Origin of the sequence: Bartonella sp. AP150HLJHH (genome assembly GCF_042196385.1) — a bacterium.
In the GTDB taxonomy this organism is placed as follows: domain Bacteria; phylum Pseudomonadota; class Alphaproteobacteria; order Rhizobiales; family Rhizobiaceae; genus Bartonella.
This window is the reverse complement of sequence record NZ_JBHIQC010000009.1, coordinates 1-26,889: the sequence shown is the minus strand read 5'-3', so window position 1 is coordinate 26,889 and position 26,889 is coordinate 1. Positions and strand designations below refer to the sequence as shown.

The 26,889-nt window shown below is 39.6% G+C and carries 33 protein-coding genes and 1 pseudogene; 1 reads left to right on the top strand and 33 read right to left on the bottom strand.

Annotation, left to right across the window (positions count from 1 at the left end):
* Positions 1–314 precede the first annotated feature (314 nt).
* The gene (locus tag ACFING_RS05330) at positions 315–1,298 is read right to left on the bottom strand and encodes an RluA family pseudouridine synthase (protein WP_375621428.1); all 984 of its coding nucleotides are present in this window, start codon (positions 1,296–1,298) and stop codon (positions 315–317) included.
* Positions 1,299–1,504: 206 nt separating this feature from the next.
* Between ACFING_RS05330 and ACFING_RS05325 the strand changes: the two genes are divergently transcribed.
* The gene (locus tag ACFING_RS05325) at positions 1,505–3,286 is read left to right on the top strand and encodes a glucan ABC transporter ATP-binding protein/ permease (protein ID WP_375621429.1); all 1,782 of its coding nucleotides are present in this window, start codon (positions 1,505–1,507) and stop codon (positions 3,284–3,286) included.
* A gap of 1,261 nt (positions 3,287–4,547) precedes the next feature.
* Here ACFING_RS05325 and alaS read toward each other — a convergent pair.
* The 32 genes and pseudogenes from alaS to ACFING_RS05165 form a co-directional block, all read right to left on the bottom strand.
* A complete protein-coding gene (gene alaS, locus ACFING_RS05320; protein ID WP_375630111.1) occupies positions 4,548–7,214 on the bottom strand; it encodes an alanine--tRNA ligase in 2,667 nt (888 codons plus the stop codon).
* 205 nt (positions 7,215–7,419) lie between these two features.
* Positions 7,420–8,463 carry a recombinase RecA gene (recA, locus tag ACFING_RS05315; protein ID WP_273791424.1) on the bottom strand — a complete coding sequence of 348 codons (1,044 nt, stop codon included), beginning with the start codon at positions 8,461–8,463 and terminating at the stop codon, positions 7,420–7,422.
* A 988-nt stretch (positions 8,464–9,451) separates the two neighbouring features.
* Positions 9,452–10,777 carry a replication-associated recombination protein A gene (locus ACFING_RS05310; RefSeq protein ID WP_375630110.1) on the bottom strand — a complete coding sequence of 442 codons (1,326 nt, stop codon included), beginning with the start codon at positions 10,775–10,777 and terminating at the stop codon, positions 9,452–9,454.
* 8 nt (positions 10,778–10,785) lie between these two features.
* Complete coding sequence (locus tag ACFING_RS05305) at positions 10,786–12,180, bottom strand: DegQ family serine endoprotease (RefSeq protein WP_375621432.1); 1,395 nt, start codon at positions 12,178–12,180, stop codon at positions 10,786–10,788.
* A gap of 267 nt (positions 12,181–12,447) precedes the next feature.
* Entirely contained in the window at positions 12,448–12,876 is a 429-nt protein-coding gene (rplQ, locus tag ACFING_RS05300) for a 50S ribosomal protein L17 (RefSeq protein WP_273791421.1), read from the bottom strand.
* A 24-nt stretch (positions 12,877–12,900) separates the two neighbouring features.
* Complete coding sequence (locus tag ACFING_RS05295) at positions 12,901–13,914, bottom strand: DNA-directed RNA polymerase subunit alpha (protein ID WP_375611485.1); 1,014 nt, start codon at positions 13,912–13,914, stop codon at positions 12,901–12,903.
* A 94-nt stretch (positions 13,915–14,008) separates the two neighbouring features.
* The gene (gene rpsK / locus ACFING_RS05290; RefSeq protein WP_007347762.1) at positions 14,009–14,398 is read right to left on the bottom strand and encodes a 30S ribosomal protein S11; all 390 of its coding nucleotides are present in this window, start codon (positions 14,396–14,398) and stop codon (positions 14,009–14,011) included.
* Positions 14,399–14,512: 114 nt separating this feature from the next.
* Positions 14,513–14,881: a 30S ribosomal protein S13 gene (gene rpsM / locus ACFING_RS05285; RefSeq protein WP_026500557.1), complete on the bottom strand. Its 369-nt coding sequence runs from the start codon at positions 14,879–14,881 to the stop codon at positions 14,513–14,515.
* 181 nt (positions 14,882–15,062) lie between these two features.
* Entirely contained in the window at positions 15,063–15,641 is a 579-nt protein-coding gene (locus ACFING_RS05280) for an adenylate kinase (RefSeq protein ID WP_375630109.1), read from the bottom strand.
* On the bottom strand, positions 15,638–16,984 hold the full coding sequence (secY, locus tag ACFING_RS05275) for a preprotein translocase subunit SecY (protein WP_375621434.1): 1,347 nt from the start codon (positions 16,982–16,984) through the stop codon (positions 15,638–15,640). The genes ACFING_RS05280 and secY overlap by 4 nt, the downstream gene beginning before the upstream one ends.
* Before the next feature lie 161 nt (positions 16,985–17,145).
* Complete coding sequence (gene rplO, locus ACFING_RS05270) at positions 17,146–17,613, bottom strand: 50S ribosomal protein L15 (RefSeq protein WP_375621435.1); 468 nt, start codon at positions 17,611–17,613, stop codon at positions 17,146–17,148.
* Between the two features lie 20 nt (positions 17,614–17,633).
* Complete coding sequence (gene rpmD, locus ACFING_RS05265; RefSeq protein ID WP_375630108.1) at positions 17,634–17,840, bottom strand: 50S ribosomal protein L30; 207 nt, start codon at positions 17,838–17,840, stop codon at positions 17,634–17,636.
* A 31-nt stretch (positions 17,841–17,871) separates the two neighbouring features.
* Positions 17,872–18,420 carry a 30S ribosomal protein S5 gene (rpsE, locus tag ACFING_RS05260; RefSeq protein ID WP_015856574.1) on the bottom strand — a complete coding sequence of 183 codons (549 nt, stop codon included), beginning with the start codon at positions 18,418–18,420 and terminating at the stop codon, positions 17,872–17,874.
* Positions 18,421–18,531: 111 nt separating this feature from the next.
* On the bottom strand, positions 18,532–18,894 hold the full coding sequence (gene rplR, locus ACFING_RS05255) for a 50S ribosomal protein L18 (protein WP_273791414.1): 363 nt from the start codon (positions 18,892–18,894) through the stop codon (positions 18,532–18,534).
* Between the two features lie 12 nt (positions 18,895–18,906).
* Complete coding sequence (rplF, locus tag ACFING_RS05250; protein WP_375621436.1) at positions 18,907–19,440, bottom strand: 50S ribosomal protein L6; 534 nt, start codon at positions 19,438–19,440, stop codon at positions 18,907–18,909.
* 39 nt (positions 19,441–19,479) lie between these two features.
* Positions 19,480–19,878: a 30S ribosomal protein S8 gene (gene rpsH, locus ACFING_RS05245; RefSeq protein ID WP_375611478.1), complete on the bottom strand. Its 399-nt coding sequence runs from the start codon at positions 19,876–19,878 to the stop codon at positions 19,480–19,482.
* A 14-nt stretch (positions 19,879–19,892) separates the two neighbouring features.
* A complete protein-coding gene (gene rpsN / locus ACFING_RS05240; RefSeq protein ID WP_273791412.1) occupies positions 19,893–20,198 on the bottom strand; it encodes a 30S ribosomal protein S14 in 306 nt (101 codons plus the stop codon).
* 24 nt (positions 20,199–20,222) lie between these two features.
* On the bottom strand, positions 20,223–20,780 hold the full coding sequence (gene rplE / locus ACFING_RS05235) for a 50S ribosomal protein L5 (protein ID WP_375611477.1): 558 nt from the start codon (positions 20,778–20,780) through the stop codon (positions 20,223–20,225).
* The gene (rplX, locus tag ACFING_RS05230; protein WP_375611476.1) at positions 20,773–21,087 is read right to left on the bottom strand and encodes a 50S ribosomal protein L24; all 315 of its coding nucleotides are present in this window, start codon (positions 21,085–21,087) and stop codon (positions 20,773–20,775) included. Before rplX ends, rplE begins: the two co-directional genes overlap by 8 nt.
* A 12-nt stretch (positions 21,088–21,099) precedes the next feature.
* Positions 21,100–21,468 carry a 50S ribosomal protein L14 gene (rplN, locus tag ACFING_RS05225; RefSeq protein ID WP_004855715.1) on the bottom strand — a complete coding sequence of 123 codons (369 nt, stop codon included), beginning with the start codon at positions 21,466–21,468 and terminating at the stop codon, positions 21,100–21,102.
* A gap of 144 nt (positions 21,469–21,612) precedes the next feature.
* On the bottom strand, positions 21,613–21,852 hold the full coding sequence (gene rpsQ, locus ACFING_RS05220; protein WP_012231991.1) for a 30S ribosomal protein S17: 240 nt from the start codon (positions 21,850–21,852) through the stop codon (positions 21,613–21,615).
* 11 nt (positions 21,853–21,863) lie between these two features.
* Positions 21,864–22,064: a 50S ribosomal protein L29 gene (gene rpmC, locus ACFING_RS05215; protein WP_375606714.1), complete on the bottom strand. Its 201-nt coding sequence runs from the start codon at positions 22,062–22,064 to the stop codon at positions 21,864–21,866.
* Positions 22,065–22,076: 12 nt separating this feature from the next.
* Positions 22,077–22,490, bottom strand: coding sequence for a 50S ribosomal protein L16 (gene rplP / locus ACFING_RS05210; protein WP_375611475.1), 414 nt, complete (start codon positions 22,488–22,490; stop codon positions 22,077–22,079).
* 36 nt (positions 22,491–22,526) lie between these two features.
* The gene (gene rpsC, locus ACFING_RS05205) at positions 22,527–23,237 is read right to left on the bottom strand and encodes a 30S ribosomal protein S3 (protein WP_273791408.1); all 711 of its coding nucleotides are present in this window, start codon (positions 23,235–23,237) and stop codon (positions 22,527–22,529) included.
* The gene (gene rplV, locus ACFING_RS05200; RefSeq protein WP_375621437.1) at positions 23,237–23,626 is read right to left on the bottom strand and encodes a 50S ribosomal protein L22; all 390 of its coding nucleotides are present in this window, start codon (positions 23,624–23,626) and stop codon (positions 23,237–23,239) included. Before rplV ends, rpsC begins: the two co-directional genes overlap by 1 nt.
* Positions 23,627–23,628: 2 nt before the next feature.
* A complete protein-coding gene (gene rpsS / locus ACFING_RS05195; protein ID WP_004855734.1) occupies positions 23,629–23,907 on the bottom strand; it encodes a 30S ribosomal protein S19 in 279 nt (92 codons plus the stop codon).
* Positions 23,908–23,922: 15 nt separating this feature from the next.
* A complete protein-coding gene (gene rplB / locus ACFING_RS05190; RefSeq protein WP_273791406.1) occupies positions 23,923–24,756 on the bottom strand; it encodes a 50S ribosomal protein L2 in 834 nt (277 codons plus the stop codon).
* Positions 24,757–24,776: 20 nt separating this feature from the next.
* On the bottom strand, positions 24,777–25,070 hold the full coding sequence (locus ACFING_RS05185; protein ID WP_375606718.1) for a 50S ribosomal protein L23: 294 nt from the start codon (positions 25,068–25,070) through the stop codon (positions 24,777–24,779).
* Complete coding sequence (gene rplD / locus ACFING_RS05180) at positions 25,067–25,687, bottom strand: 50S ribosomal protein L4 (RefSeq protein ID WP_375630107.1); 621 nt, start codon at positions 25,685–25,687, stop codon at positions 25,067–25,069. Before rplD ends, ACFING_RS05185 begins: the two co-directional genes overlap by 4 nt.
* Positions 25,688–25,689: 2 nt before the next feature.
* On the bottom strand, positions 25,690–26,427 hold the full coding sequence (gene rplC, locus ACFING_RS05175) for a 50S ribosomal protein L3 (protein WP_273791404.1): 738 nt from the start codon (positions 26,425–26,427) through the stop codon (positions 25,690–25,692).
* A gap of 27 nt (positions 26,428–26,454) precedes the next feature.
* A complete protein-coding gene (rpsJ, locus tag ACFING_RS05170) occupies positions 26,455–26,763 on the bottom strand; it encodes a 30S ribosomal protein S10 (RefSeq protein WP_005773267.1) in 309 nt (102 codons plus the stop codon).
* Between the two features lie 61 nt (positions 26,764–26,824).
* Positions 26,825–26,889, bottom strand: a pseudogene (locus ACFING_RS05165) (elongation factor Tu); the annotation flags it as partial.

Below are 26,889 nucleotides of genomic sequence, written 5' to 3'. Positions count from 1 at the left end.
TCAGATTTTATCTAACTCATCTCCCTCAACAGACACGCCTTCCCAATATATGACCTCTATAGATAATTCAAAGAATCTGCTTCATAAACTCAGATTATTAAATGATACACCATATCCAAAAATAACAATACAATCAATTATGGATAAAGAACTGTAGAAAGAAAGCCATGATATTCGAAAATTTCATCACTCAAAAACACAATTTTCTCATAGCGATTGACTTATCAAAAACTTTCTTCAAATAGATGCCCTATTCATCTTATCAAATTTATAGACAAAATTTGTATCAATCAAAAAGAACAAATGAAGTTTGTTTAGTCGGTTTCAGCATCACTCTCATTAAAAGATAAAAGATTAAAACTTTGGACCATATGAGGTGGTAAAGGTGCAACAATGTCCAATATTCCTCCTGAAGGATGCGGAATACGAATACGACGTGCATGAAGATGAAGACGATTTTGAATTCCTCCTGGTAATGTCCAATTACTATCAGAAAAAAAATACTTTGTATCGCCAATGATAGGATGATCCATATGGGCTGCATGCACACGAAGCTGATGTGTTCTCCCTGTATAGGGTTCCATTTCAAGCCACGAAAGAGCCCGCCCTCGCGTATCTAAAACGCGATAGTAGGAAACCGCATGATGTGAATCTGGCTCCCCATGTTCACAAACACGCATTTTGTCACCTTGTGCAGTCATTTCCTTAACCATCCACGTTGAAATTTTGTCTTGCTTTTTTTTAGGCACACCCCGAACCAACGCCCAATAAGTCTTTTTTGTTTCTCGCGCTCTAAAAGCAGCAGTTAAGAACTGAGCAGCTCCCCTTGATCGCGCAACAATAAGCACACCCGACGTCTCACGATCAAGACGATGAACCAAACGCGGCTTTTCACCTTTTTTATTGCGCCATACCTCAAGCATACTATCCATATGACGAGTTAAACCAGAGCCTCCTTGTACAGCCAACCCAGCTGGTTTATTAAAAACAAATACCTTTGGATCTTCATAAAGCAGCATTTTTTTCAAAACGGTCCCATCATCCTGCCCACGAAGTGTTTTATCCGTTATTGAAAGACTTTCCTTGTCATTAATAGGGAGAGGTGGAATACGAACAGCCTGTCCTATACAAAGACGCGTATCGGCTTTAACACGTCCACTATCAACCCGTATCTGACCAGAACGCAACAATTTTTGCAAAGCTCCAAAACCAAGTCCTGGATAATGCACTTTAAACCAGCGATCTAAGCGCATTCCATTTTCATCTGCCTCAACTTTTTTTATTTCTATGCCTGCCATGAAAATTCCCTTACCTGATAATTTTATTGATCTATTTTTGCGCCTTTATAAACACAAAAATTCATATTTTAGTTGGTTTTATCACACCATATTACAGTTAGTATCCAAAATTGCCTTTTCTTAACGTCCAAATTTTATTAGCTAAAAACTAAGCGTTGTAAAAAACAACAGCCTTTACGCTTAATAGCGAATGGAGATAATTAACCGTGTCCTTATTTAAAACCTATGCACGTGTTCTCACTTACCTAAATAGAGAAAAAAATGCATCCCTTTTAATCTGTACCGCTAATGTTATGTTAGCTATTATCACTATTGCAGAACCTATTTTATTCGGACGTGTTATTGATTCTATTTCAGAAAAATCAGCTATCATTCCTACTCTTACCATTTGGGTTTGTTTTGGACTTTCACATATTATTGCTTATGTCCTTGTTGCTCGCGGTGCTGACCGCTTAGCCCATAGACGCCGCTTAACGGTTTTAACGGAATCTTTCGAACGTATCATTGCTATGCCTTTAATTTGGCATCAACAACGTGGAACTTCCAACGCACTCCATACACTTTTGCGCGCAATAGATTCCATGTCAACCATATGGCTTGATTTTATGCGCCAACATCTCTCAACGCTTGTCGCCTTATTGGTTCTCATCCCCATAGCGTTTAATATGAATTGGCGTCTTTCAATAGTCTTGGTTGTGCTTGCCATCACCTATGTATTAATTGCACGTTTAGTGATGCGAAAAACAAAAGACGGACAAGCCGCTGTAGAATGCTATCATCATAACCTTTTTAAACATGTCAGTGATTCAATCTCTAATGTTTCCATTGTACAAAGTTATAACCGAATAAAAGAAGAAGCTTCTACACTACATCAACATACAAATGCTCTGCTTAAAGCACAAAATCCTGTTCTCAATTGGTGGGCGCTCGCCAGTGGCTTAAATCGAATGGCTTCAACAATTTCAATCGTTTGTGTTCTTCTCCTTGGAGCTTTTTTTGTTGCAAAAGATCAATTACGAGTAGGTGAAGTCGTTGCTTTTGTTGGATTTGCACAACTCATGATTAGCCGCCTAGACCAAATGAGCAATTTTATTAATTGTGCAATATCCTCACAAGCAAAACTGCAAGAATTTTTTGAAATGGAAGACTCAACCTTTCATATTAACGAACCGCAAAATCTTCCTTCCCTCCAAAATGTTAAAGGCGCCATACAATTTCATCACGTGACCTATCAATTCCCAAATTCTTCTCAAGGTGTTTTTGATATTTCCTTTGAGGTTAAAGCAGGACAAACTGTTGCAATTGTAGGACCAACAGGAGCTGGAAAAACAACATTGATCAATCTGTTACAGCGCGTATACGACCCTACCCTTGGGCATATCTCCATTGATGGAATAAATATATGCTCAATCAATCGCGAATCTTTACGCAAATCTCTAGCAACAGTATTTCAAGACTCGGGTCTTTTTAACCGTACTATTCATGACAATATTTCAATAGGAAAAGCGAGCGCAACGAATGAAGAACTTTATGAAGCAGCAAAAATAGCAGAAGCTCACGATTTTATTCTAAAAAAAGCTGATTGTTATAACACAATGGTGGGCGAACGAGGATCTCAATTATCCGGTGGAGAAAAACAGCGACTAGCAATTGCACGCGCTGTTTTAAAAAATGCCCCTATTCTCATTCTAGATGAAGCAACAAGCGCTCTTGATGTTGAAACAGAAGCACGTGTCAAAGATGCTCTCGATTGCATAAGCCATAACCGTACTACTTTTATTATAGCACATCGCCTCTCAACAGTACGCAATGCTGATGTGATACTCTTTCTGGATCATGGTCACTTAATGGAAAAAGGAAACTTTCAAGAATTGATCGATAAAGGGGGACGTTTCTCTAATTTTTTAAAGGCAAGTGGTTTAACAATCAAACCACCAGAAAGAGAAGGAGAAAATGTTATTCCCTTACATGAAGCCATAGCTTCATAAAAACGATACTCTTCATAGATCTTATGCAAAAAATGCCTCTTCAATACAATAAGAGTTCTTATATATGATACAAGTAAAAAGATTTCTAAAAATGCCACAATCCATTTTAGGTATTTAAGAAAAATATTAAAACAGTTTAGTCTTTTCTCTGCTATTGCAATTTTACTAGATTAGAACAAAAATATTTTCCTATATCTGTGCATACTGACGAGTATACATTCTCATTTAGGGAAAATGTAAAGATGTAAAGGTAAAAACAATTTCCAGTTTTACCGTCTTCCTTTCACTCAGCTTTACGAATTTCAAAACGAACTAAAGTAATATCTTTTAAATAATGAATATTATGTATTGCGTTGCACTTTTGTTTATCACTTTCTTTATAGTCCTCTCATAAAGAACAGAACATCATTGTTTTGCACATTCATATAACTTTTTTTAAGAAACATTTCTCAATGCTCTTAAGCCCATTTCACAACGACATTCGTGAGTGGTTTTGATTAATTTAACATACACAGAATTTGAAATAATAAAACCCTACGAATATTCGTAGCTCTTATTCAAAAGATAAAACGATAAATTATCATTATAATTCAATATATTAAAGCAATTTTATCATAAATAAATTAGATGTTAATCTAAATCTTTAGATTTATGTGATATTCATTTGATTTATATTGATAATTCATTACTTTATAACTTGAAATAAAGATTTATAAAGATAGGAGAATATTCTTTTCCAAACCTTTTAATAATAAACCAAAAAACTGTTTTCTTGTACATAACAAGCAAAATAAAAACAACACAATAGCTCTAAGATACAACAACTCTTTTATAAGCCTTTTCAAGAAAAGAGATTTTATTCATTTGAAAACTAATAGAATAATGATAGCTTATAACTTTATAAGGATAATCGTATGCAATAAATCTTGTATTTTTCCTTTCATAAAAAGAGATGTTTCTTCAAAAAATCTATAAGAGCAACACAATAACTAGTCTTCCTAGTAAAAGAATACACAGTAAAGCATGAAGTGCTGCATAATCTATCTTATCTTAAAAAGGTGACTCCTGAAACGCTTGGAAGCTATAAAGCCAAATGATAAAGTGGTGATAAAGACAAACACTGTCTTTATCTTTACAATTGTATTTTCCCCAATTACGCTGTATCTGCATTTCAGAAATACACCAGACAGATATTCATGATACATAGATGCCAACCAAATATAACAATGTGAAAAATACCTATGCAGAATAATTTCATTCTTTAATTTTTTTCAAGAAAATCTTTTAGTGCCGCAAATGCCTCATCAGCTTTGTTCCCCTCAGGACCACCAGCCTGCGCCATATCAGGACGGCCACCTCCACCTTTACCACCAAGCATCGCTGAAAGAATACGAACGAGATCTACAGCATTTAATTTATCCGTTAAATCATCCGTAACACCGACAACAGCACTCCCTTTTCCATCCTCCGAGACACTAATAAAAGCAACCACTCCAGATCCAATTTGTTTTTTCTCAGAATCGACGAGCGCCTTAAGATCCCGTGGTAAAATATTTTTAACAACGCGTCCGGTAAAAGAAAACCCATTGATGATGATAATATCATCTTGGCTCCTTTCTGTTACTCCACCACTCAACATCATTTTCTTGCGTACATCATTCAATTCTTTTTCAAGTTTACGACGATCATCAAGCAAAATTCGCACCCGTTCTTCCACACCAGCAGAAGAAGTTTTTAAAAGATCAGCGATTTCATGAATACGTTCATCTTGGCGGCTAAGATAAAGACGTGCTTCTTTGCCTGTTAAAGCTTCAATACGCCGCACTCCAGCTGAAACAGAACTTTCAGAAACAATATGAATTAAACCAATATCACCTGTTCGCTCCACATGTGTCCCTCCACAAAGCTCAATTGACCAACGCTTTTTTAATCTTTCCTGTTCAAGTGGCTCCCCCATAGAAACAACGCGAACTTCATCACCATATTTTTCACCAAACAATGCCATGGCTCCTTCAGAAATGGCATCATCTACAGCCATGAGGCGCGTTATTACTTTACTATTTTGCAAAATAATCTCATTTGCTAAATCTTCTATTTTTTTCAACTCTTTTGGTGAAACGGATTTTGGATGGGAAAAATCAAAACGCAACCGATCTGGCGATACAAGAGAACCCTTTTGAGTAACATGATCCCCCAATGTTTGGCGTAAAGCTTCGTGTAACAAATGAGTAGCAGAGTGATTCGCGCGAATTTTCTTACGACGAACAATATCAACCGTTAATTCTACACAATCAGACCTCGATGCCTGACCAGATTTCACCTCCCCAATATGGATAAAAACACCATCACCCTTTCTTTGGGTATCATGCACCTTAAAAATAAAATTTTCACCAGAAATGATACCGCTATCACCAATTTGCCCACCAGATTCACCATAAAAAGGTGTCTGATTAACAACAAGCATAGCTTTCTGATCTGAAGAAATATGATCAACAATTTTACCATCACATACAAGAGCTGTAAGAATACCTTTCGCTGTCTCAGTTTCATAACCTAAAAACTCTGTGGCCCCCACTTGATCACGAACAGAAAACCAGATTTTCTCTGCTACAGCTTCTCCAGAACCAGACCAATTGGCACGTGCTTCCTCTTTTTGGCGTTCCATCGCTTTATCAAAAGCACCAACGTCAACAGATATTCCGCGACGACGAAGAACATCTTGCGTCAAATCAAGCGGAAAACCATAGGTATCATAAAGTTTGAAAGCAACTTCACCATTCAAATAGTCTCCTTCTTTAAGATCGGTACTTGCTTCGTTCAACAAACCAAGTCCTCGTTCAAGCGTTTTACGAAAACGTATTTCTTCTAACCTTAAAGTTTCTGAAATCAAAGATTCAGCACGTGTCAACTCAGGATAAGCTTGTCCCATTTCGCGAATTAAAGCAGTCAAAAGTCGCCACATTAAGGGCTCTTTAGCACCAAGAAGATGCGCATGACGCATAGCACGACGCATAATACGACGTAAAACATATCCTCTTCCTTCATTAGAAGGAAGCACACCATCAGCAATCAAAAATGCAGATGAGCGAAGATGATCAGCAATGACACGATGGCTGGCAATAAAATCACCCTTTGCCTCAATCCCTGTAATTTCTTCTGATGCAGCAATTAATGCACGAAAAAGATCAATGTCATAATTATCATGAACGCCCTGTAAAACAGCAGCAATACGCTCTAATCCCATGCCTGTATCAATAGAAGGGTGAGGTAAGTTAACACGTTCTTCCTTGGAAACTTGCTCATACTGCATAAAAACAAGATTCCAAATCTCAATAAAGCGATCCCCATCTTCATTAGCACTTCCAGGAGGACCGCCCCATATTTCATCACCATGATCATAAAAAATCTCCGAACAAGGCCCACAAGGTCCTGTTTCTCCCATCGACCAAAAATTATCAGCCGTCGCAATACGAACAATTTTTTCATCTGGAAGACCTGAAATTTTACGCCACAGTTCAGCAGCAACATCATCACTCTGATAAACTGTCACCAACAATTTATCTTTTGGCAGGCAAAATTCCTTTGTTAAAAGATTCCATGATAAAAAAATGGCTTCTTCTTTGAAATAATCACCGAAAGAAAAATTACCCAACATTTCAAAAAATGTATGATGGCGCGCCGTATAACCAACATTATCAAGATCATTATGCTTTCCACCCGCACGAACACATTTTTGTGCCGTTGTTGCCTGCGTATAAGAAGGTTGTTCAAGTCCAGTAAAAACATTTTTAAACTGCACCATCCCTGCATTTGTAAACATAAGTGTAGGATCATTCCGCGGAACAAGCGGACTAGAAGAAAGAACTTTATGCCCATTACGATGAAAATAATCCAAAAATGTTGACCGAATATTATTAACACTATTCATGTTGACACCTGCTCAATACAGCACAAAACCATAAAAGAAAAATCCCCCTCATTAAATCCTCTTCGCCACGCATGGAGTCAATTTAATCAAAAATGGAATATTTGTTTTAAAAAATTGAGAAAAAAATGACTGCGTATTTAAAAACTCAAACAAAAAAACAGGAAAATCTTAAAGAAAAAAAATTATAGACGAAAAAAACGCCCCATCAAATGGCTTCATCACTTTCTATATTTTCTGACCCTGCATTTTCTAACAATTCAATCGCAATCAAACCAGCATTTTGGCGCAAAGCTGCTTCAATCTCTGTAGCTATTTCCACATGTTCACGTAAAAACTGCTTTGCATTCTCACGCCCCTGCCCTAAACGCTGAGAATTATAAGAAAACCATGCACCAGATTTTTCCACAACACCAACCTTGACACCCAAATCAATCAACTCACCTACTTTGGAAATACCTTCACCATAAATAATATCAAACTCAACCTGTTTGAATGGAGGTGCCAATTTATTTTTCACCACTTTAACGCGCGTCTGATTACCAACGATTGAATCCCTATCTTTAATGGATCCAATGCGACGAATATCTAAACGAACAGAAGCATAAAACTTTAAAGCGTTTCCACCCGTTGTCGTTTCAGGAGAACCAAACATCACACCAATTTTCATGCGAATTTGATTAATAAAAACAACCATACAGTTAGAGCGAAAAATTGCTGCGGTTAATTTTCGTAACGCTTTACTCATTAACCGAGCTTGCAATCCGGGCAAAGCATCACCCATTTCACCGTCAATTTCTGCTCGCGGTGTTAAAGCTGCAACAGAATCCACAACAAGCACATCAACGGCACCAGAACGAACCAACGTTTCTGTAATTTCCAATGCCTGTTCACCGGTATCTGGCTGAGAAATGAACAAGTTTTCTAAATCAACACCAAGCTTACGCGCATAAATAGGATCAAGCGCATGCTCTGCATCAATAAAAGCACAAATCCCACCACCTTTCTGTGCCTCAGCAATAGCATGGAGAGCCAATGTTGTTTTCCCAGAACTTTCTGGTCCATAAATCTCAACAATACGCCCCTTCGGTAATCCACCAATCCCTAAAGCAATATCCAAGGATAACGATCCTGTTGGAATTGTTTCAATTTCAACAACTTGCTCTTTTTGCCCAAGACGCATAATCGAGCCTTTACCAAAAGAACGTTCAATTTGTGAGAGAGCAGCATCGAGAGCTTTTGTTTTATCCACGATTATATCCTTGACCGAATTCATAATAACCTAAAACTTTAGTGTACACTGTACTTTTAATTTAACTAAAGGTTTGAGTTTAGAGTTTCACAGACTATTTCCATTCCTATCTCCACATTATGTCCATAAACATTCATGACCATCACAATAAAGAATTGGCATTGCTTATCTTATGACACATAATAAACTCCAATAAAGTAATATCTCTATGGGAGCATAGTTAACATATTTATATCTCTCTAGAAAAGGAACAATTTAATTTTAAACACAATGTTCTACAACCCTTCTGCTTATCCCTTTGATTAAATACTTGAGAGACTAAGAATTCTCCCGCTATTGATCACACAAAAAACGCATCATCAATCAACCTCATACCCTATTGCATCGAAGAACAAAACGCTATTGTGTTGCATATTCATGCACTTGATTTAAGAAACATCTCTCAAAACTTCCAAGCTCATTTTGTGACAACACCTATGAATGTGGTATACTGCAAAACCCTTTAGGCACCACCATCTTTACTCTATAGAAGGAGCAAGCCGGCACCATCACACTATTTATCATCCTCCAATATTGCAACAACTCTCGGCACTTGAGACAATTCATAAGAGGGATTTTTAGTCTTTTCTTGTACAGTTTTTATCACACGCTAATCCTGCTTGTAACATGCAAGCGAATAACTTGATTGCTTCAACAAATAACAGACTTGGGATGAGAGAAATTTACGGTATTTGAAACTTTCATTCAACTTACGAAACAGTCAATCATCATTATAAGTCAATATATTATTTAATAAAAACCAAAAAAAATACAGCAGCTTAAAAGTTGAATGACATATTTAAATTTGAAAAAACATGCACTTTTGAAAATATCAAAAAAAATCTCTACAAGCAATGCAATAAATGTTTAAAATATAAGCTAAATTTCTCATACAATAACATAAGAGATAAAATAATAAATCCAAGATCAATAAAAAACGTATTTCAACTCAAATTTTATTTTGATCTTTACGTTTTTTGCGCAACTGTTGCCACCACTCAAGACGTTTCACAATTTCACGCTCAAAACCACGCTCAACTGGTTTATAATAACTCTGACGCCCAAGTTTTTCGGGAAAATATTCTTGTCCTGAAAAAGCGTCTGGTTCATCATGGTCATAACAATAACCACTTCCATACCCTTCTTCCTTCATAAATTTCGTAGGCGCATTAAGAATATGCTTAGGAGGTGGTAAAGAGCCATTTTTGCGCGCACAACGCAGTGCTGCTTTATACGCAAGATATGCTGCATTTGACTTTGGCGCAGTTGCAACATAAAGACATGCTTGCGCCAAGGCCAATTCTCCTTCTGGTGATCCTAAATAATCATAGGCATCTTTTGCTGCATTACAAATGACAAGAGCTTGAGGATCCGCCAAACCAACATCTTCAACGGCCATACGAACCAATCTTCGCCCAATATAGAGAGGATCTTCACCAGCATCCAACATACGTGCCAAATAATAAAGCGCAGCATCAGGATCAGATCCACGAACGGATTTATGCAACGCTGAAATGAGATTATAATGCCCATCTCGTCCTTTATCATAAATAGGCGCACGACGCTGAATAACTTTTTGCAAAGCAACAACATCAAGAATCTCTCCCAATGGTGCAATAGACCAAACTTCCTCTGCCAATGTTAACGCAACCCGCGCATCACCATCAGACATCTCTATCAAAACGTCTCTGGCATCATTATCCAAGGGAAGAGTTTTTCCCTCCACTTCTTCAGCACGCCTCAAAAGCATGTCCAAACTTTCATGATCATGAGAAAGAAATGTTAAAACACGTGCACGCGAAAGAAGGGCAGCATTCAGCTCAAAAGAAGGATTTTCGGTTGTTGCACCTATAAGTACCACAGTACCCTCTTCCATTACAGAAAGAAAACTATCCTGCTGTGCACGATTAAACCGATGAATTTCATCAACAAAGAGAAGTGTTTTATCCCCAGATATAAAACGCCTCTGCGCAACTTCAAAAATCTTTTTAAGTTCAGAAACTCCTGTAAAAATAGCAGAAACCTGTTCAAACACGAAATTTGTTTCAAGGGCTAACAAACGTGCAACAGTCGTTTTTCCCGTCCCTGGAGGTCCCCAAAAAATCATCGATCCAATTGAGCCTGTTGCCGCCATACGTGAAAGCAAACCATCCTCTCCAATCAAATGCTTTTGTCCCACAACATCATTGAGAGAACAAGGACGCATTCTTTCTGCAAGTGGCTGATTTTTATTAACTTGAAAATCAAACGACGAAGTAAAAAAATCTTTCTTCAAAAAAAACCTCAACGAATAAATTGGCGAATATACATACCATCACGTTCATATTCCAATTGCCACATATTTGAGCGACCTTGCATAAGAACCTTTTTCAACTGATGAACTGTTTGAATTTTATGGCCATTTACAACACGTAGAATATCTCCTGACTGAAAAATTCCAGCTGCATTGCTCATTTTATCAAGATTGGTAATCACAACCCCTTTTGCAGATATAGGAAGATGAAAACGTCGACTATTTTGCGGTGTCAAATCTAACACTTCAGCACCAGCAAGAGGACTGTCACCCGTAATTTTTTCAGATTTTAAAAATGCAGTTTCTGATATCGATGAAACTGTTATTTGTGTTTTTAAAGTTTTTCCACTTCGTAAATATTCCAAAGCAAGACTATGCTCAACGTCAGCTGTCATCAAACGATAACCAAGACTATCTGGACTGTCAACGCGTACCCCCTGCACACTCAAAATAACATCACCTACTTTCAATCCAGCTTTTTCAGCAGGACTATCTTTGATAACTTCAATAATCAGAGCACCATAGGGACGTTCTAAACCTAAACCACCAGCAATATCAGCTGTAACATTTTGAAAAGAAGCCCCAATATAAGGCGGCACAAAATATTTTCCACCGCGTTTAACAGTATCAAGCATCACTTTTACAAGATTAACTGGAATAGCAAAACCAATCCCTACAGAACCACCGGAACGCGAATAAATAGCCGTATTAATTCCGATTAACTGACCTTTCATATCAATTAAAGCGCCACCAGAATTCCCTGGATTAATGGCTGCGTCTGTTTGAATAAAAAAGTCAAAATCAGAAACCCCAACACGTGTACGCGCTTGCGCTGAAACAATACCACTTGTAACTGTTTGACCAACACCAAAAGGATTACCAATAGCAAGAACAAGATCACCAACTTCAACAGCATCAGAATTTCCCAAAGAAAGAACCGGAAATTGAGCATCTTTTTCCTTAACTTCAAGAATGGCAATATCAGTTGCTTCATCTTTGAGCACGACCTTACTCTCAAACTCCCGTCCATCAGAAAAAGCCACTTTAATTTCGCTTGCATCTTTAATGACGTGGTAATTTGTAACGATCAAACCACGTGCATCAACAATCACCCCTGATCCTAATGACGATTGCTTACGAACAGGAAATTTATTTTGAAAACGACCAAAAAATTGCTCAAAAAATGGATCGCCTTCAAAAGGTGATCGAGCTCTAATTTGTCGAGCTGCATAAATATTTACAACAGATGGAACTGTCTTTTTAACTAAAGGAGCAAATGAAAGAGTGATTTCTGTTTGTGTTTGAGGAACATGAGCATATACATGATCAAATGATATCTGCATCATAATTGCAAAAAAAATCCGCACCCAAAAAGAATACCTCATAATCCACTCCTTATAAAATCAGCACATTCTGTTGAAGATTAATAGAATAAAAAAACGTATCCCCGCAAATTAAGGACCTCTATTAATATTTCATAATAGAGAATAAAAACAACCTATTTGAACAATAAATATTATAAAAATAAGATAATTCAATATTCTATAATTTTCTCTCTGCACCTATTTCTCAACTAAAACAAACTTAAAAATGCTCACAAAAAAACCGCCCAAGACAAGGCGGCCTTTAAAAACCCAACAGAATAAAAAACTCTACGAAGATGTTCCCTTTTCATTCTCAGAAGCTTCCATGCGAGCACGATCCCCAGCACCCTTCGCTTCAACATCACGATCAACAAATTCTATAACAGCCATGGGCGCATTATCACCGGTACGAAACCCCGCTTTCATAATACGCAAATACCCACCGTTGCGTGATGCATAACGTGGCGCAAGCGTATCAAATAATTTTGCAACCTTTCCTGCATCACGAAGTGCTGCAATAGCTTGCCGACGCGCATGCAAACCACCACGCTTACCAAGAGTAACGAGTTTTTCAACAATAGGACGAATTTCTTTAGCCTTTGGAAGCGTTGTCACAATCTGCTCATGCTCGATCAACGAAGTTGCCATATTTGCAAACATCGCTTTACGGTGACTGGCAGTACGGTTCAACTTGCGTCCTGACTTACTATGGCGCATAAGCCCTCTCCTTAAATTCTAATTTTAATATTGATCTTCATAACGTTTTGCAAGATCATCAATGTTTTCAGGCGGCCACGCAGGAATCTCCATCCCAAGATGTAAACCCATACACGCCAAAACTTCTTTAATCTCATTCAACGATTTGCGACCAAAATTCGGTGTCCGAAGCATTTCAGATTCTGTTTTTTGAATCAGATCACCAATATAAACAATATTATCATTCTTAAGACAGTTTGCCGAACGAACTGAAAGTTCTAATTCATCCACTTTTTTGAGAAGTGCAGGATTAAAAGAAAGCTCAGAATCAGCCTCTTCAACAGGCTCCTTCTGTGGCTCTTCAAAGTTAATAAATAACGATAATTGATCCTGAAGAATGCGTGCTGCAAAAGCAACAGCATCCTCACCATTAACAGCACCGTTTGTTTCAATCGTGAGCGTTAATTTATCATAATCGAGAACTTGACCTTCGCGTGTATTTTCTACTTTATAAGATACCTTACGGATCGGTGAATAAAGACTATCAATTGGAATAAGCCCTATACGTGCATCATCAACACAATTACGATCAGATGGAACATACCCCTTTCCTGTGTTGACAATAAATTCCATACGAATTTCAGCTTCTTCATCAAGAGTACAAATAACATGATCTGGATTTAGAATTTCCATATCTCCAACTGTACTGATATCTCCCGCTTTCACGACACCAGGCCCCTCTTTATAAACGACGACACGTTTAGGCCCTTCTTCTTCCATACGAAGCGCAATTTCTTTTATATTCAGAATAATATCCGTAACATCCTCACGCACACCTGGAATCGATGAAAATTCATGCAAGACACCGTCAATCTGCACAGCAGTAATAGCAGCACCACGAAGCGAAGATAACAAAACGCGACGAAGCGCATTTCCTAACGTTAAACCAAAACCACGCTCAAGAGGTTCAGCAATCACACTTATAATATTTGGATTATCATGTGCACATGATTCAACCTTATTGGGTTTAATAAGTTCCTGCCAGTTTTTCTGGATCATATTTTTATTCCCGTTCTTTAGTTCCGTTACCATTCAATCGTAACGACCAATGTGAACATCAGAGAAATCTCCGACAACAAAAAACAACACCCAATTAAACACGCCGCCTTTTCCGCGGACGACATCCATTATGAGGAATTGGTGTTACATCGCGAATAGAAGTAATGACAAAACCAACAGATTGCAATGCACGTAAAGCAGATTCACGCCCTGATCCAGGTCCACAAACTTCAACTTCCAAAGAACGCATACCATGCTCTTGCGCTTTTCTTGCACAATCCTCCGCAGCAACTTGAGCAGCAAAAGGTGTCGATTTACGCGCACCTTTAAACCCCTGAGCTCCCGCAGATGACCAAGCAATTGCATTACCCTGAGCATCAGTAATAGTAATCATTGTGTTATTAAATGTTGAATTAATATGCACAACACCCGATGAAATATTTTTACGTTCGCGACGACGAACACGTGTGGCTTCCTTGGCCATAATTTCCCTTTCAACGATCTCATCACTGCCGTAACATCAGCAGCTCCACCTTTTTTCCTTGTCAAAAAAATCAAACAAGAAAAAGAATATATAAAAAACCTTCCACAAAGGCCCTTATTTCTTCTTACCGGCGATTGCCTTAGCCGGACCTTTACGTGTACGGGCATTCGTATGTGTACGCTGTCCTCGGACAGGCAAAGACCGGCGATGACGCAATCCTCGATAACAACCAAGATCCATCAAACGCTTAACATTCATAGCAACCTCACGACGAAGATCACCTTCAACTTGATACCCCTGATCTATTGCCTCACGAATCTGCAGCACCTCAGCATCTGAAAGCTCATGCACACGACGCCCCAAAGGAATGCCAACTCTTTCAATAATTTCTTGAGCAAATTTTGGTCCAATCCCGTGGATATATTGAAGCGCAATAATTACACGCTTATTTGTCGGGATATTGACGCCAGCAATACGAGCCACGCCTACTCTCCTTAGTTATTTTGACAAATTGTTATAAAATACCTGATATACCTTACAGAAAAAAATAGACTCAGAAAAAAATTCTTCCGAATCCTATTATTTCACTAAAATAAATTAAATTCACTTTTGATAGATTTCATCTCAAAAGTCAACTCTTTTCATTTATTTCTAAAAAAAAATCTCATGAAAGAAACCCTCTAATCATACGTGTCACTTCAGCAACACCAATCATTCCATCAATAACCTTCAACATTCCCCTCTCTGAATAAAATTTTGATAAGGGAGCTGTTTTTTCACGATATTCTACTAATCTTTTTGCAAAAGCAACAGGATTGTCATCTAAACGAACCTGTCCACCAATCGCTATTGTTTCCTCAACGCGCTTCTTCATACGTTCAATCAACACGTCTTCATCAACACACAATTCAATAACAGCATTAAGCCGCATATTTTTTGAATCCAGTATCTGTTGCAACGCTTCTGCTTGCCCCACAGTTCGCGGATATCCATCCAAAACAAAACCGTTTACACAATCAGCTTCATCAATCCGATCTGATACGATTTGATTAACAATACTATCAGGTACCAAAGTACCAGAACTTATAATAGCTTTAGCTTTTTTACCAATCTCCGTTTCTTTGGCAATCACCTCACGCAACATATCCCCTGTTGATAAATGAGGAATGTTATATTCCTCAGTCAACATTTTTGCTTGCGTACCTTTTCCCGCTCCAGGAGGACCTAAAAGAATAACTCTCATCGATTCCTTTTACCTCCACGAAGTTTTGATTTTTTTATCAACCCTTCATATTGGTGGGCAACAAGATGCCCCTGAATTTGAGCAACCGTATCAAGTGTAACAGTAACAACAATCAACAAGGATGTTCCCCCAAGATAAAAAGGAACCTGTAATGCAGATATCATAAATTCAGGTAACAAACAAACCAAGATAATATAAATAGCGCCCACAACAGTAATACGCGTCAAAACGTAATCAATATATTCGGCTGTACGCTCACCTGGACGAATCCCTGGAATAAAACCAGAATGTTTTTTCAACTGATCTGCAGTATCACTTGGATTAAACACAATAGCTGTATAAAAAAAGCAAAAAAACGCCATTAAAAATGCATAAACAATCATATAAAGTGGCTGTCCATGACCAAGAGCATAAGAAATCTCCTGAACCCATTGTGGCATTTTATCAGAAAAATTATTAATAGTGGCAGGTAATAATAATAAAGATGAAGCAAAAATAGGTGGAATAACACCAGCAGTATTCAACTTTAAAGGAAGATGCGACATATCTCCTTGAAACATTTGATTACCGACCTGACGTTTCGGGTATTGGATAAGAATTCGCCGTTGCGCACGCTCTATAAAAACAATAAGCCCAATAACCAAAACAGCAATAAGAACGATTCCTATTAAAAGAAAAGTTGATAAATCAGCCTGACTATGAGCTGTCAAAAGCTGAGCAAAAGTAGAAGGAAAGTTGGCTACAATCCCTGTAAAAATGATAAGAGAAACCCCATTACCAATACCACGTGACGTAATTTGCTCGCCAAGCCACATAAGAAACATCGTTCCGCCAACAAGCGTAATAACAGAAGAAATACGAAACATAAGACCTGGTTCTAAAACAATTTGAAGCCCCGACCCTATACCGCTTTCAAGCGCAACCGCAATACCAAAAGCTTGTAGAATTGCCAATACGACTGTTACATAACGCGTATATTGATTGATAATCTTACGACCTAAATCCCCTTCTTTTTTAAGAGTTTCCAAAGAAGGAATAATAGATGTTAACAATTGCACAATAATAGATGCCGATATATAAGGCATGATACCCAGCGCAAAAATAGCCATACGCCCAACGGCACCTCCAGCAAACATATTAAAGAGTCCTAATACACCCGACGCGTGATGTTCAAATGTTTGCCGCAAAGCATCGATATTGATACCTGGAAGAGAGATGTAAGTGCCAAAACGATATACAAGAAGCGCCAACAGAGTAAACCAGATGCGTTTCTTTAATTCAGTTGCACGCGAAAAAGTGCCGAAATTTATATTGGAAGCAAATTGCTCTGCTGCTGATGCCATAAAACGTCTCCACTTTACACTTCAGTTCTTCAAATCACAGAAGTATAATCCTAAAATTCATATATGCATACACAAACAAATGCAGAACTTAAACAATTCTCCACAAAAGATCCCACAAAACAGATATTATTCTTCTTTAGGTCTCTATTCATATTAAAAAATTATCGAGCAATATCAGGAAGAATAACCTGACCACCCACTTTTTCAATCTTAACACAAGCAGCTTGTGAAGCACCAGAAACATGAAAGGTAATCTTAGCCTTCAAATCACCATCAGAAAGAAGACGAACCCCATCTTTTTCACGACGAATAATACCAGCCTCTTTCAAAGAAACCATATCAACAGGCTTTTCAATATTCAACTTACCTGCATCAACTGCCAACTGAATACGTCCTAGTGAAACTTCATTGTAGGTTTTAGCAAAGAAATTCCTAAATCCACGTTTTGGCAAACGACGATAGATGGGCATTTGCCCACCTTCAAAACCATTAAGGGAAACACCAGAACGTGACTTTTGCCCTTTTACACCACGACCACCAGTCTTACCCGTACCGGAACCAATACCACGCCCAACACGCTTACGATTTTTTGTTGCGCCTTCGCAATCACGTAGTTCATTGAGTTTCATATCTAATACTCCCGCAACCCTTAACCTTCATCTATAACGCGAACAAGATGCCGAACCCGAGCAATCATACCCCGCACACAAAGTGTATCATCTAAAACGCGCCGACGACGCATTTTATTTAGTCCAAGCCCCTTTAAGGTTGCACGCTGAATCTGTGAGTTTCGAATAGGGCTTCCAATTTGTTCCACCGTCACAGTTTTACTACTCTGAGATTTTTTCTGAACCATTTCCTAATTCCTTTTCTGATAATCTCAGAAACTACCCTTCTAGGTCGACTAAATGGCGACGACGCGCCTGCAAAGTCGAATACTTTATACCACGTTGAGCAGCAATATCTCTAGGATGCATTTGATGTTTCAATGCATCAAATGTTGCACGAACCATGTTATAAGGATTCGACGATCCTAGTGATTTTGCAACGACATCCTGCATACCAAGAGCTTCAAAAATAGCACGCATCGGCCCCCCAGCAATAATACCAGTACCAGCAGAAGCCGAGCGTAGCAAAACACGCCCAGCTCCGTGACGACCTTCAAGATCATGATGCAATGTACGCCCAGACCGAAGTGGAACATAAATCATCCCACGCTTTGCAGATTCCGTTGCTTTACGAACGGCTTCTGGAACTTCACGGGCTTTACCATGTCCAAAACCCACACGCCCTTTTTGATCTCCAACGACAACAAGAGCAGCAAAACCAAAACGCCGACCACCCTTTACAACTTTAGCAACACGATTGATATGAACGAGCCTATCGACAAATTCATTATCGCGTTCTTCTCTCTCACCACGTTCTTTTTGTGCCATTCCTCATTCCTTTTTCTTTTCCGGAAGCACGATAACAAAGTCCCTCATCAAACTGGAAGAACTTAAACGAAATACTCTAAACTCTCCTTACTCATTCATAAATAAGAAATTTTAGAAATTCAAACCACCTTCACGAGCAGCTTCAGCTAAAGCTTTGACGCGACCATGGTACACATACGCTCCACGATCAAAAACCACCTCATTAACACCCGCTTTCTTCGCACGCTCAGCAATTAACTTACCAACAGCAAAGGCCGCCTTTTTATCAGCACCACTCTTTAACGATTTTTTCAAATCACTTTCAAGAGTAGAGGCTGAAACAAGTGTACATCCCCGCAAATCATCGATAACTTGAGCATAAATGTTCTGATTTGAACGATAAACACTAAGGCGAGGACGATCATGAGAAACCATTTTAATTCTACGACGAACGCGCCTTGCACGACGTTGGATAATGTCCTTAGATGAAACCATAATACAAAATCCTTATTTCTTTTTACCTTCTTTACGGAAGATACGTTCATCTGCATGCTTAACACCTTTACCTTTATAAGGCTCAGGCTTACGATACTCACGAATCTCCGCTGCAACTTGTCCAACTTGCTGTTTATCAATTCCAGAAACAACAATTTCCGTTGGCTTAGGAACAGTCACAGTAACACCCGACGGAACTTTATAAACCACATCATGCGAAAAGCCCAGAGATAGTTGAACATCCTTACCCTGCAAAGCAGCACGATAACCAACCCCATTAATCTCCAACCTCTTTTCAAAACCATCTTTCACACCACAAAAAATGTTCTCAATCATTGAGCGCGACATACCCCATTTAGAACGCGCATCTTTTGACTGATCCCGCGGCATAACTGATATGATATTCTCCTCAAGTTTGACTAAGACTTCATCATTGACGACGTAACTCAGCTCACCTTTTGGACCTTTTGCCTTAACCAGCTGTCCTTCAACAGTAGCAGTAACTCCAGAAGGAATTGAAATGGGTTTCTTTCCAATACGAGACATTGTTCTAACCTACTTTTTCTTCCGTTTTCTTGACATAACTTAGAAAACACGACAAAGGAGTTCTCCACCAACATTCTGTTCACGCGCCTCATGATCTGCCATGACGCCTTTAGGAGTCGATAAAATCGAAATACCAAGGCCATTTGCCACCTGAGGAAGTGACTTAGCAGAAACATACACACGACGCCCTGGCTTTGATACACGTGAAATCTCACGAATAGCAGCCAGCCCTTCAAAATACTTCAATTCGATTTCAATCTCCGCTTTCCCATCACCTAAATCAATTCGATTATATCCGCGAATATAACCCTCCGACTGAAGAACATCAAGAACGTGCGCACGAAGCTTCGAATCTGGAGTAACTACTTTACCTTTTTTACGACCAAGTGCATTACGAATACGTGTTAACATATCACCAAGAGGATCTGACATAGACATTAAATAATCTCCTCTTACCAACTAGACTTTACAATACCAGGAATATAGCCAATAGAGCCAAGCTCACGCAACGCAATTCGCGACATTTTTAATTTACGATAATAAGCCCGCGGACGACCTGAAACCTCACAGCGATTACGAATACGAACTTTCGAAGAATTACGCGGCAACTCTGCCAACTGAACAGAAGCTTTAAAACGTTCCTCAAGAGAAACCTTCTGATCCATAACTATTGCTTTCAAACGTGCACGACGGGCAGCATAGCGCTTTACCATCACCTCACGACGCTTATTTTTTTCAACGGCACTTACTTTGGCCATAATTTCACCTCACTACGTTTGCCGTTACGAACGAAAAGGAAAATTAAAAGCGCGCAATAACTCACGAGCTTCATCATCCGTTTTTGCTGTCGTACAAACGATAATATCCATGCCCCAAATTTGATCAACTTTATCATAGTTGATTTCTGGAAACACAATGTGTTCTTTAATACCCATAGCAAAATTGCCACGACCATCAAAACTCTTTGGATTTAAACCACGAAAGTCACGAACCCGCGGAAGAGCAATCGTCACAAGACGATCTAAAAACTCAAACATACGATCTTTACGTAATGTAACTTTAGCCCCAAGAGGCATTCCTTCACGAACCTTAAAGGTCGCAATAGAATTACGCGCACGCGTAACAACAGCCTTCTGACCCGTTATTAGCCCTAAATCCTCAGCGGCAAGGGAAGGCTTCTTCGAATCAGCAGTTGCTTCACCTATCCCCATATTTATTACAACTTTATCAATCCGCGGAATTTGCATCGCATTTCTGTAATTAAACTTCTCTTGAAGCACTTTACGAATCACTTCAAAATAATGCGCTTTCATACGCGGTATTTGTCTTTCCTCAGCCATTAATCAACTCTCCCGAACGCTTGGCAAAACGAACTTTATTACCATCTGCATTCATACGAAAGCCTACACGTGTAGGCTTACCATCTTTAGGATCAGCAATCGCCAAATTAGACAGATGAATCGGAGCTTCTTTAGAAATAATTCCAGCTTCTTGCTTCTGCGTTTGACGTTGATGACGTTTAATCATATTAATCCCACGAACAAAAGCCTTATTCTCTTTTGGATTAACCTTAATTACTTCACCACTACATCCTTTATCCTTACCGGACAAAACAACAACTTTATCACCTTTTCGAATCTTTTGCATAACATTTACTCCTTACAGAACTTCAGGAGCAAGCGAGATGATCTTCATATGATTCCTACCACGCAATTCACGGGGAACAGGTCCAAAGATACGAGTACCGATCGGCTCTTTTTTGTTATCCACTAAAACCGCAGCATTACTATCAAAACGAATGACACTACCATCTGCGCGACGAATATCCTTAGCAGTACGAACCACAACAGCTTTCATAACATCACCTTTTTTAACACGGCCACGAGGAATTGCATCCTTAACCGAAACAACAATAATGTCACCGACCGAAGCATATTTCCGCTTTGAACCGCCTAACACTTTGATGCACATGACACGACGCGCTCCAGAATTATCAGCAACGTCGAGGTTTGTTTGCATCTGAATCATGACTGGCCACCTTCTCTTAATACATATATCCGATTGTATCTTTTACACACTCGGATTTGCCTGCCAAATAACGATAAAGTTATCGTCTTCAAATTTATCAATGATAACCACACTGTTAAATTCTAAAACAATAAGCTTAACTCTTTACGCTACATTGTCTTTTACAACAATCCAACATTTATCTTTCGAAATTGGTCTAGATTCTTGAATAGAAACTTGATCCCCAATCTTGAATTGGTTGTTTTCGTCATGCGCTTTATAATTTTTAGACTGCCGAACAGTCTTCTTAAGAAGCGGATGAGAATAACGGCGTTCAACTTTGACAACAACAGTCTTATCACTTTTGTCGCTAATAACAACACCCTGCAAAACGCGTTTAGGCATCTCTTATTTCCTTAAACCTTACTTTCACTTATCTTTTGACGAAGAAAAGTTTTAATACGCGCAATATCACGACGAACTTGTCTAACGCGCGCTGTCTTTTCTAATTGACCTGTTGCTTTTTGAAAACGCAAATTAAATTGCTCTTTCTTTAACTTAGCCAATTCATCTTTCATTTGGTCGAGCGTTTGCGCCCGTAATTCTGTGGCTCTCATCGCTTAACCTCATTATTCAGCAATACGCTGGATGAAACGCGTTTTTATAGGCAACTTTGCAGCACCCAATCTTAGTGCTTCACGTGCAACATCCTCCGGAACTCCATCAAGCTCAAACATGACGCGACCAGGAGCAACACGTGCAGCCCAATAATCAACACTTCCCTTACCTTTACCCATACGAACTTCAGTCGGTTTAGATGTAACCGGAAGATCTGGAAAAATGCGAATCCACACACGACCAGAACGCTTCATATAACGTGTAATCGCACGACGCGCCGCTTCAATTTGACGAGCAGTAACCCGCTCCGGCTCAACAGCCTTCAAACCGTAGGCACCGAAATTCAAATCCGTACCACCCTTCGCAAAACCGTGAATACGGCCTTTGAACTGTTTACGGAACTTTGTGCGCTTTGGCTGCAACATTGTTCTCTACTCCAAATTTTAGTTCAATCTCAAAAACTAAGCATTTTCGCGGCGACGATTCGATGAAGAACCAGATTGATCAGCTTCCGTAGCACGACGTTCTGAAGCCATCGGATCATGCTCAAGAATCTCACCCTTAAAGACCCAAACTTTAATACCACAAATACCATAAGCGGTCTTAGCTTCTGCTGTACCGTAATCAACATCAGAACGCAAGGTATGAAGTGGAACACGACCTTCACGATACCATTCCATACGAGCAATTTCAGCACCACCAAGACGGCCAGAACAATTGATACGAATACCTTCCGCACCAAGACGCATAGCAGACTGAACAGCACGCTTCATTGCACGACGAAAAGCAACACGACGCTCTAACTGTTGAGCAATTGATTGCGCAATAATTGTCGCATCAATCTCCGGTTTACGAATCTCCACAATATTCAATGAAGTTTCAGCATCCGTCATTTCTGAGAGCTTACGACGAAGCTTTTCGATATCAGCACCTTTTTTACCAATAATCAAACCAGGACGTGCAGAATGAATTGTAATACGACACTTTTTATGAGGACGCTCAATAACAACCTTAGAAATAGCCGCCTGTTTAAGCTCCTCAAGCACATATGAACGAATTTTCAAATCTTCATGAAGAAGGCGCCCATATTCACCACTATCAGCATACCAACGAGAGTCCCAAGTCCGATTAACACCAAGACGAAGCCCTATTGGATTGATCTTCTGCCCCATTACGCGGCCTCCACTTTTTCGGTAATTTCACGAACAATAACAGTAAGATGCGAAAATGGACGTTCAATTCTACTAGCACGCCCTCGACCACGAACATGAAAGCGCTTCATCACTATCGACTTACCAACATAAGCTTCCGCCACAACAAGCGAATCAATATCAAGATCGTGGTTATTTTCTGCATTTGCAATTGCTGATTCAAGCGTTTTTTTCACAGTAGCAGCAATACGCTTGCGTGAAAACATCAAATCAGCGAGCGCTACATTAACTCTTTTACCACGAATCATTGCAGCAACTAAATTAAGCTTCTGCGGACTAACACGAATTGTCCGCGTGACAGCTCTTGCTTCATTATCTTTAAGCTGGCGCGAAACTTTAGCTTTTCCCATTCCTACTTCCTCTTCGCTTTCTTATCGGCACCATGACCATAATAAGTCCGGGTAGGAGCGAACTCACCAAACTTATGCCCAACCATCTCTTCAGAAACAGAAACAGGAATATGCTTATTACCGTTGTAAACACCAAAAGTTAAACCAACAAATTGCGGTAAAATAGTAGAGCGACGACTCCATATTTTTATAACTTCATTGCGCCCACTTGCACGTACCTTCTCTGCTTTACCAAGAAGATAGCCGTCAACAAACGGACCTTTCCACACTGAACGAACCACCTCAGACTACCTTTCTCATTTCTTGCGTTGATGACGCGTACGCATAATAAATTTATCAGTGGCTTTATTGGAGCGCGTACGCTTACCTTTCGTAGGTTTACCCCAGGGAGAAACTGGATGGCGCCCCCCCGATGTACGACCTTCACCACCACCGTGTGGATGATCAACGGGGTTCATAGCAACACCACGAACATGTGGACGTTTACCACGCCAACGTGACCGACCCGCCTTACCATCATTAATATTCCCATGATCAGGATTTGAAACAGCGCCAACAGTTGCAAAACAGCTACTCGGAACCAAACGCTGTTCACCAGAATTTAAACGAAGAATAGCCATACCATGATCTCGTCCAACCAACTGCGCATAAGCACCTGCTGAACGTGCAATCTGCCCTCCTTTTCCTGGCTTCATCTCAACATTATGAATAATTGTGCCTACAGGCATATTACCAAGAGGCATAGCATTACCTGGTTTAACATCCACATTTAAACCAGCCATAACAGAATCACCAACACCAAGACGCTGTGGCGCAAGAATATAACTCAATTGCCCATCCTCATAGCGGATTAAAGCAATAAAAGCGGTACGATTAGGATCGTATTCTAAACGCTCAACCTTTGCTGAAACATCACGTTTAAGACGCTTAAAGTCGACAAACCGATAACTACGTTTATGTCCACCACCCTGAAAACGAGCAGTAACACGACCGCGATTATTACGCCCACCCTTTGAAGACAAACCTTCAGTTAACATCTTTATAGGTTTTCCCTTATAAAGACAAGAACGTTCCACAATAACAAGCTGACGCTGCCCAGGTGTAGTTGGATTAAATTGCTTAAGTGCCATTATTCCTATCTCCGAGCCTCTTAAAGACCTGTCGAAACGTCGATAGTCTGACCACTGGCCAGAGTTACGATCGCTTTTTTGACATCACTCTGCCGACCAACTATACCTTTGAAACGCTTCACTTTACCCTTACGGACTATCGTGTTAACTGCTTTAACTTTTACGCTAAAAAGCGCTTCAACAGCAGCCTTAATCTCAGGCTTCGTCGCTTTCGGCGCGACATTAAAAGCAACTTGATTATATTCAGAAATCATAGTCGCCTTTTCAGTAATAACTGGACTAATAATTATATCATAATGGCGAAGATCTGTCATTTAAAACGCTCCTCAAGAGCCTCAACAGCTGCTTTTGATAAAACAAGTTTGCTGCGACGCAAAATATCATAAACATTAATTCCCTGAATAGGCAAAATGTCAATATTCGGGATATTAGAGGCTGCACGAAAAAAGTTAATATCAATCTCTTTACCACCAATCAAGAGAGCGTTATTAAATCCAAGCTTAGAAAAATGAGAAACAAGCATCCTCGTTTTAGCATCCTTAACAGCCAACTCATCCACAATAATCAAATCTTTTGCTTTTAATTTTGCAGATAAAGCAAGACGCAACCCAAGAGCACGAATTTTTTTAGGAAGATCATGCGCATGGCTGCGAACCACCGGTCCATGTGCCTTACCCCCACCTCTAAACTGCGGTGCACGTGCAGATGAATGTCGAGCACGCCCAGTTCCTTTCTGTTTAAACATTTTTGCCCCTGTTCGCGACACATCAGAACGACCTTGGGATTGATGACTTCCCTGCTGACGACGTGCAAGCTGCCAACGAACAACACGTTGCAAAATATCCTCACGCGGAACAAGATCAAAAATAGCTTCAGAAACCTTTAATTTGCCAGCTTCATTACCATCAAGAGTTTTAATTACAAGATCCATTATTAGGCTCCCTCAACCTCAGAGGTTTCCGTCACCGGAGTAACCATTTCCGCTTTCTCTTTCACAAGACGGCGAATACCAGCAGGCTTTGGAGCATTATCAGGAAGACGCTTCTTCACAGCATCCCGTATCAAAATCCAAGAACCTTTAGAACCAGAAACAGCACCACGCACTAAAATTAAACCACGCTCACTATCAGTGGAAATAACTTCAATATTCTGTGTTGTTACACGCACTTGCCCCATATGGCCAGCCATTTTTTTACCTTTAAAAACTTTACCAGGATCTTGGCACTGCCCTGTAGAACCATGAGCACGATGTGTAATCGAATTACCATGAGAAGCACGATGCCCACCAAAGTTATGTCGTTTCATAACACCAGCAAACCCCTTACCAATACTGGTACCAGTCACATCAACTCTTTGTCCTGGAACAAAATGTTCCACTGTAATCTCAGTACCAACATCAAGAAGATTGTCGGGACTCACACGAAACTCTGCTATTTTGGCTTTAGGCTCAACAGAAGCCTTAGCAAAATGTCCACGAAGAGCTTGTGAAGTATTCTTAACCTTAGCAAAGCCTACACCTAATTGAACAGCAGTATAACCATTCTTTTCAACTGTACGCTGAGCAACGACTTGACAATTCTCCAAACGAAGTACCGTCACCGGCACATGCTCACCAGCATCATTATAAATACGGGTCATGCCCAGCTTCTGTGCTATTACACCTGAACGCATCGGGTCTGTTCCTTCTGTCCTCAAACCTCAGAGCTTAATTTCTACATCCACACCAGCAGAAAGATCGAGCTTCATAAGCGCATCCACTGTTTGCGGCGTTGGATCAACAATGTCAAGAAGACGCTTATGTGTTCGCATCTCAAACTGCTCACGACTTTTCTTATCGATATGCGGTCCACGATTGACCGTAAACTTCTCAATCCGCGTCGGAAGCGGAATGGGACCACGGACATTTGCACCGGTACGTTTAGCAGTCGATACAATCTCACGCGTCGACGTATCAAGAATTCTATGATCAAACGCTTTCAAGCGAATGCGAATATTCTGACTGTTCATGCTCTTTATTTCCCTGTTATACAAAGTGCCTTCAATAATCAAAGCACTCAACAAGCATTATTTATTCAATGATCTTAGAGACGATACCGGCACCAACAGTACGACCACCTTCACGAATAGCAAAAC

Excerpts from the sequence above, each read along its gene's own strand:
- ACFING_RS05330 (WP_375621428.1), bottom strand. The coding sequence starts at position 1,298 with ATGGCAGGCATAGAAATAAAAAAAGTTGAGGCAGATGAAAATGGAATG.
- alaS (WP_375630111.1), bottom strand. The coding sequence starts at position 7,214 with ATGAATAGTGTTAATAATATTCGGTCAACATTTTTGGATTATTTTCAT.
- ACFING_RS05305 (WP_375621432.1), bottom strand. The coding sequence starts at position 12,180 with ATGAGGTATTCTTTTTGGGTGCGGATTTTTTTTGCAATTATGATGCAG.
- rplQ (WP_273791421.1), bottom strand. The coding sequence starts at position 12,876 with ATGCGCCATAGTAAGTCAGGACGCAAGTTGAACCGTACTGCCAGTCAC.
- ACFING_RS05295 (WP_375611485.1), bottom strand. The coding sequence starts at position 13,914 with ATGATCCAGAAAAACTGGCAGGAACTTATTAAACCCAATAAGGTTGAA.
- rpsK (WP_007347762.1), bottom strand. The coding sequence starts at position 14,398 with ATGGCCAAGGAAGCCACACGTGTTCGTCGTCGCGAACGTAAAAATATT.
- ACFING_RS05280 (WP_375630109.1), bottom strand. The coding sequence starts at position 15,641 with ATGAGAGTTATTCTTTTAGGTCCTCCTGGAGCGGGAAAAGGTACGCAA.
- secY (WP_375621434.1), bottom strand. The coding sequence starts at position 16,984 with ATGGCATCAGCAGCAGAGCAATTTGCTTCCAATATAAATTTCGGCACT.
- rplO (WP_375621435.1), bottom strand. The coding sequence starts at position 17,613 with ATGAAACTCAATGAACTACGTGATTGCGAAGGCGCAACAAAAAATCGT.
- rpmD (WP_375630108.1), bottom strand. The coding sequence starts at position 17,840 with ATGGTTCAGAAAAAATCTCAGAGTAGTAAAACTGTGACGGTGGAACAA.
- rpsE (WP_015856574.1), bottom strand. The coding sequence starts at position 18,420 with ATGGCACAAAAAGAACGTGGTGAGAGAGAAGAACGCGATAATGAATTT.
- rplR (WP_273791414.1), bottom strand. The coding sequence starts at position 18,894 with ATGGTTTCATCTAAGGACATTATCCAACGTCGTGCAAGGCGCGTTCGT.
- rplF (WP_375621436.1), bottom strand. The coding sequence starts at position 19,440 with ATGTCTCGTATTGGAAAGAAACCCATTTCAATTCCTTCTGGAGTTACT.
- rpsH (WP_375611478.1), bottom strand. The coding sequence starts at position 19,878 with ATGTCTATGTCAGATCCTCTTGGTGATATGTTAACACGTATTCGTAAT.
- rpsN (WP_273791412.1), bottom strand. The coding sequence starts at position 20,198 with ATGGCCAAAGTAAGTGCCGTTGAAAAAAATAAGCGTCGTGAGGTGATG.
- rplE (WP_375611477.1), bottom strand. The coding sequence starts at position 20,780 with ATGGCTGAGGAAAGACAAATACCGCGTATGAAAGCGCATTATTTTGAA.
- rplX (WP_375611476.1), bottom strand. The coding sequence starts at position 21,087 with ATGCAAAAGATTCGAAAAGGTGATAAAGTTGTTGTTTTGTCCGGTAAG.
- rplN (WP_004855715.1), bottom strand. The coding sequence starts at position 21,468 with ATGATTCAGATGCAAACAAACCTCGACGTTGCTGATAATTCTGGAGCG.
- rpsQ (WP_012231991.1), bottom strand. The coding sequence starts at position 21,852 with ATGCCTAAACGCGTTTTGCAGGGTGTTGTTATTAGCGACAAAAGTGAT.
- rpmC (WP_375606714.1), bottom strand. The coding sequence starts at position 22,064 with ATGAGAGCCACAGAATTACGGGCGCAAACGCTCGACCAAATGAAAGAT.
- rplP (WP_375611475.1), bottom strand. The coding sequence starts at position 22,490 with ATGTTGCAGCCAAAGCGCACAAAGTTCCGTAAACAGTTCAAAGGCCGT.
- rpsC (WP_273791408.1), bottom strand. The coding sequence starts at position 23,237 with ATGGGGCAGAAGATCAATCCAATAGGGCTTCGTCTTGGTGTTAATCGG.
- rplV (WP_375621437.1), bottom strand. The coding sequence starts at position 23,626 with ATGGGAAAAGCTAAAGTTTCGCGCCAGCTTAAAGATAATGAAGCAAGA.
- rplB (WP_273791406.1), bottom strand. The coding sequence starts at position 24,756 with ATGGCACTTAAGCAATTTAATCCAACTACACCTGGGCAGCGTCAGCTT.
- ACFING_RS05185 (WP_375606718.1), bottom strand. The coding sequence starts at position 25,070 with ATGACAGATCTTCGCCATTATGATATAATTATTAGTCCAGTTATTACT.
- rplD (WP_375630107.1), bottom strand. The coding sequence starts at position 25,687 with ATGGATCTTGTAATTAAAACTCTTGATGGTAATGAAGCTGGCAAATTA.
- rplC (WP_273791404.1), bottom strand. The coding sequence starts at position 26,427 with ATGCGTTCAGGTGTAATAGCACAGAAGCTGGGCATGACCCGTATTTAT.
- rpsJ (WP_005773267.1), bottom strand. The coding sequence starts at position 26,763 with ATGAACAGTCAGAATATTCGCATTCGCTTGAAAGCGTTTGATCATAGA.